4 protein-coding genes are annotated in these 3,905 nt (G+C 63.2%); all 4 read right to left on the bottom strand.

Features of this window, described 5'->3' with window-relative positions; all coding sequences use genetic code 11:
* Nucleotides 1-2,377: phage tail length tape measure family protein (locus G3T14_RS23320; RefSeq protein WP_163644879.1), on the bottom strand; the 2,377-nt coding region annotated here is incomplete at its 3' end.
* The gene (locus G3T14_RS24835; protein WP_204263027.1) at nucleotides 2,367-2,516 is read right to left on the bottom strand and encodes a hypothetical protein; all 150 of its coding nucleotides are present in this window, start codon (nucleotides 2,514-2,516) and stop codon (nucleotides 2,367-2,369) included. The genes G3T14_RS23320 and G3T14_RS24835, both read right to left, overlap by 11 nt.
* A gap of 161 nt (nucleotides 2,517-2,677) precedes the next feature.
* Nucleotides 2,678-3,046, bottom strand: coding sequence for a hypothetical protein (locus G3T14_RS23315; protein ID WP_163644878.1), 369 nt, complete (start codon nucleotides 3,044-3,046; stop codon nucleotides 2,678-2,680).
* Between the two features lie 335 nt (nucleotides 3,047-3,381).
* Nucleotides 3,382-3,905, bottom strand: a 524-nt coding sequence (locus tag G3T14_RS23310) for a phage tail tube protein (RefSeq protein ID WP_246733517.1), incomplete at its 5' end; no start/stop codon positions are given.

Genomic DNA, 3,905 nt, shown 5'->3' with positions numbered 1-3,905 from the left:
GCCCCTGCGCCCCGGCTATCGGCGCGTTGGCCGCGCTGGATCCGCCGCTGAACAGGCTGCTCAGGAAGCCGGCGTCCGAGCCCCCACGCTTTCCAAACAGCATGTCGCTGATCGAGTTGGAGGCGAGATCCGCGATCCGGCTCTTCAAGTTCGACATGACGTTCTCGAGGAGCTTGCCCTGGGCAACGCCGTCGCTGAGTCCGCGAACGAAGGTGCGGACACCATCGGAGCCGATCGAACGGTACTCGTCGGTGCGTTTGGAGGATTCCCGAAGCTCCTCATTGCGCTTAGCCGCCTCGGAGGCCTGGTTGGCGTATTCCTCGATCTTGGCGGTCAGTTCGGGGGTGACCTCGCGTTCGGCGCGCTTGGCGGCCGTCAAAAGCTCCGTCTGGGTCCGGTACCGGGCCACCGCCTCGGCCCCCATGCCATAGGTCTCGTTCTGCTCGTTCTGGCGCCGAATCGAATTCTGGATATTGCGCTCGGCGCTGTCGAAGTCGTCGCGTTTATCGGCTTTATCGCCGCCGCTGCCTTTCGAGTCGGCCTGGGCCCTGGAAAGGATACCAGCCCGATCAATTTGCCCCTTGGCATCGCTTCCGGTGATGGTTTTGCCGATCAGGTCAAAAGCCTTCTGGCGTTCTGCAACGGCGGCTTTCTCGGCAGTGGTCTTTGCGTTGAGGCTGTCGAGGCGGAGTTGGTCCGACCTGCGTGCCATCTCCTCGGCCGAGACCATCTTACCGGTCGCGTCCGTCATCGTCGTGATGGCGCGCGTCGTAGCGTTGTAGGCAGCCTCTGTTTGATCGAAGTCGGCGAGCCGGGAACGAGCAAGTGGGTCAGAGAGAGCATCGCGTAGCGAGGTCTGCTGCCCCTTCAGCTGAGACAGGCGCGAATAGTTTGGGTCAACGGCGCGAGCGACGTCGCCAGCGGCGGTCGAGGCTTTATCGGCGCGCGCCTCAGCGGCCTTCCCCTCGGTAATCAAGCGCTCTTGGTCGGCGATGACTTTTGCGACCGCAAGCTGACGCGCGTTTTCGCTGTCCTTTGGGTTCAACGGCTCCAACCCAACGCCAGATCGCTGCTTGTTCGCAGCGTCAACCAGGATCTGAAGGCGTGCTACGGCTTCTGTGGCACCCTCAGGTGCGATGCCGAGCTTAATGCCGGCGATCCGCTTCGCGGCCTCCCAGTACCCGTTCGCCGCGGCCGTGGCCGTATTCCAAGCTGCAGCCCAGCCCGTAGTGGCTGCGGCATTCGCATCGACGGTCGATTTCAGGTACTCGGCTGCCGTTGCCTGGGCGCCGGAACGATCGCCCTGCTCGATCTGCGTCTGGATCAGCTGACGGGTGCGGTCGTCGAGGCCACCAATCTTGGTTGACACGGCGTCAAGCGCGCTGCCGCCCTCGGCGACGGCCCGACCGAGTTCGGTTGCCGCCGCCGCTCCATCCTGTCCGGTGACTTTTGCGTATTCAGCGGTCAGCCGCGTCAGGTCGCCGATCACCGGAATCGCGAGGGTGCCCAGTGAGGCATAACTCGCGACATATTCCCGTGCGATTGAGGCCGAAACCTTGCCGCCCTCCGCGGTGGCCTTAGCTAGCCCGTCAAGTTGAGAAACCGTGGCACCGGTGGACGCCCCGACGCCACGGGTCGCCTTTTCCAGCACCTCTCGATCTGTGGCCGCTTGCGACGCAGCGACACCGAAAGCGATACCAAGGCCGGCGACAGCGGTGCCGGCCACCGTGAAGGGGGTGACGAGACTGAGGGCGCTGACGCCGAGCTGCTTCAAGCCCGCGCCGAGACCGCCTTCTCGATCGGCGAGCTGCTGCAAGACCTGCGGGCCCTGCTGAAACGCAGTGGTGATCGGCGAGGCACCGGACCCCAGCGACGAGGCGACGTCGAAGCCCTGATACTTGATGAAGCTCTTGTCGTAGGTGGAGAGGCCACGGCGGGACGGGTCGTTATCGTTCCGGCCGCCGTACTTGGCGGCAGCAAGGCCGCGCAAGCGCTCCCTCTCTGACTCGTCGAAATACCCGCCAGAGAAGCCGCGCCCAATTTTATCCTCTGCGGTGCCAAGCTGGCGCTGCTTCCGGTATTCTTCGTCGATCTGGAAGCGCAGACGCTCGATCTCGCGGGAGGTGGCCGGGGTCGGCGCGGTGGAGGGAGCTGATGGGCTTGAGGATGACCCACTGGCAGCGCCTTGTGCGCGCCGCGCAGCTTCCGCAGCCTCCTGCGCTTTTTTGGTCAGACGATCCGTAGCTGCTCCGGCCGCATCGGCGGCCGTGCCAACAACCTTGAATGCCTGTTCGCCAGAACGGCCTGCCTCCTCAAACTCCCGCTTGAGTTCGGCGCCGCCGGTCGCCTGGAGGCGGATCGCGATATTATTCGCCATCGGTCACCTGTTTCTGGATGGACCGTACGATGACGATCTCAATGCGCGGCAGAAGGTCAGCAAGCAGCGCGGATTGAGCGCCCATGGCATTCGCCAACATCAACACGGCGGCAAAGTCCAAACCGTAGGGAGAACCCATCCCGGTGCGAACCTGGCCGCCACAGCGTTCAATAACAGCCCAGGCCGTCAAACCGTCAGCGCTCTGTGGGGCGTGCTCAGCGTATGGGCATTCAGGGCAGGTCTCGTCACATGCGGCGCAATAAGCGGCCCCGCCCTCGAAGTGCCATTCGGCGAGGGCGATCAGCCGTTTTTTTCCGCCTCCCCAGAAAGAGCAGGCCCAACGTAGAGGCGCTCGAACCCATCGTAGGCGGGCCATACGCTCATCAGGGCGTCGATTCCATCGAGCGTGACTTCCGCCGGCAGATCGTCTTCGCCGCCTACGCCCTCCCATTCGATGATGGCGAAGCGCGCAAGCGACCGGACCATGGCAGAAGTCGCTTTCGCTCCTGTCTGCGGGTCAGCATTGGCCTCATCTGCGCGGAACACCTTGCCTGCATCTGCCCGAGCCACAATGATGGCTGCTACCGTGTGCGGGCGGACCCGAACGCGGACTCCAGGGAACAGATCGATCCAAACGACATCGTTGGAGGCGGACGGCAAACGGATCATAGGCTTCCTCGACGCTCAAGCGGCCCATTTACCGCAAACTTAGAAGTGATCAGCAAGTGGTGGGAATTTATCTAGATGACTTTAGGTGTAGCGGTATTTACATTAGTTTGCGTAATGCTTTTGATATTTACTCTTTTGCATACCGCCGTTGGGATGGCTCTTGCCGCTATAGCCCTCGCTGGCGCAGGGGCGATGATCTTCTCGGTTGCAACTGGAGGAATTCACGAAGCAACAGCTTCTATATTGGTCGTTGGGGCGGCCGTGTGCGCAGGGGTTGCAGGCCTCTCGCGCGATCTTAATCGACGCAGAGAGAAAGTTACGCCGGCGCCGAAGGATCAGTAACTTGTCACGTTGTTCACTAGCGTGGCGGTGACCGTCTTGCCGAGAGTCATGTCCTTGGCCGCCTGCCATGCGAAGGTGGCCTGGACGCCGTTCGGTCCGGTGACGGGGGTCTTGGCCCGCGGCAAGTAGACCGCGTGTGCCTTGAAGACGAGCGAGCGAGCGGCGTCGGTAACCCAGCCGAAAGTCAGCTCGACGGGCGTGCCGGCGGTGGCCTGGTCGAGCAGCGCGGTATCGCGGAAGCGCACCGCGATATTGCCGGACATCATCACCATGCCGGGGTCGGCATCCTCGATGCGGCCATCGCCGCGGATGGTCTCCACCTTGTCGAGATTGTTCGAATAGGTGAAGTCGGCCGACACGACCGAGCCGAGGTCCACACCTGCGCGGGTGATCTTGCCCTGGAAGGGAGAGAAGCGCTCCACCGAGGCTTCCGCGAGAGTGCCGGCGCCTGAGGCCGTCAGCTTGGTCTCGCCCTGGGCGATGAGCCCCATGGTGGCGGTGAGCAGGCCGGAGCGCT

This window comes from Methylobacterium sp. BTF04, assembly GCF_010692745.1.
In the GTDB taxonomy this organism is placed as follows: Bacteria; Pseudomonadota; Alphaproteobacteria; order Rhizobiales; family Beijerinckiaceae; genus Methylobacterium.
The sequence above is the reverse complement of the archived record's forward strand: the minus strand, read 5'-3'. Positions and strand labels throughout refer to the sequence as shown.

Excerpts from the sequence above, each read along its gene's own strand:
- G3T14_RS24835 (WP_204263027.1), bottom strand. The coding sequence starts at position 2,516 with ATGGGTTCTCCCTACGGTTTGGACTTTGCCGCCGTGTTGATGTTGGCG.
- G3T14_RS23315 (WP_163644878.1), bottom strand. The coding sequence starts at position 3,046 with ATGATCCGTTTGCCGTCCGCCTCCAACGATGTCGTTTGGATCGATCTG.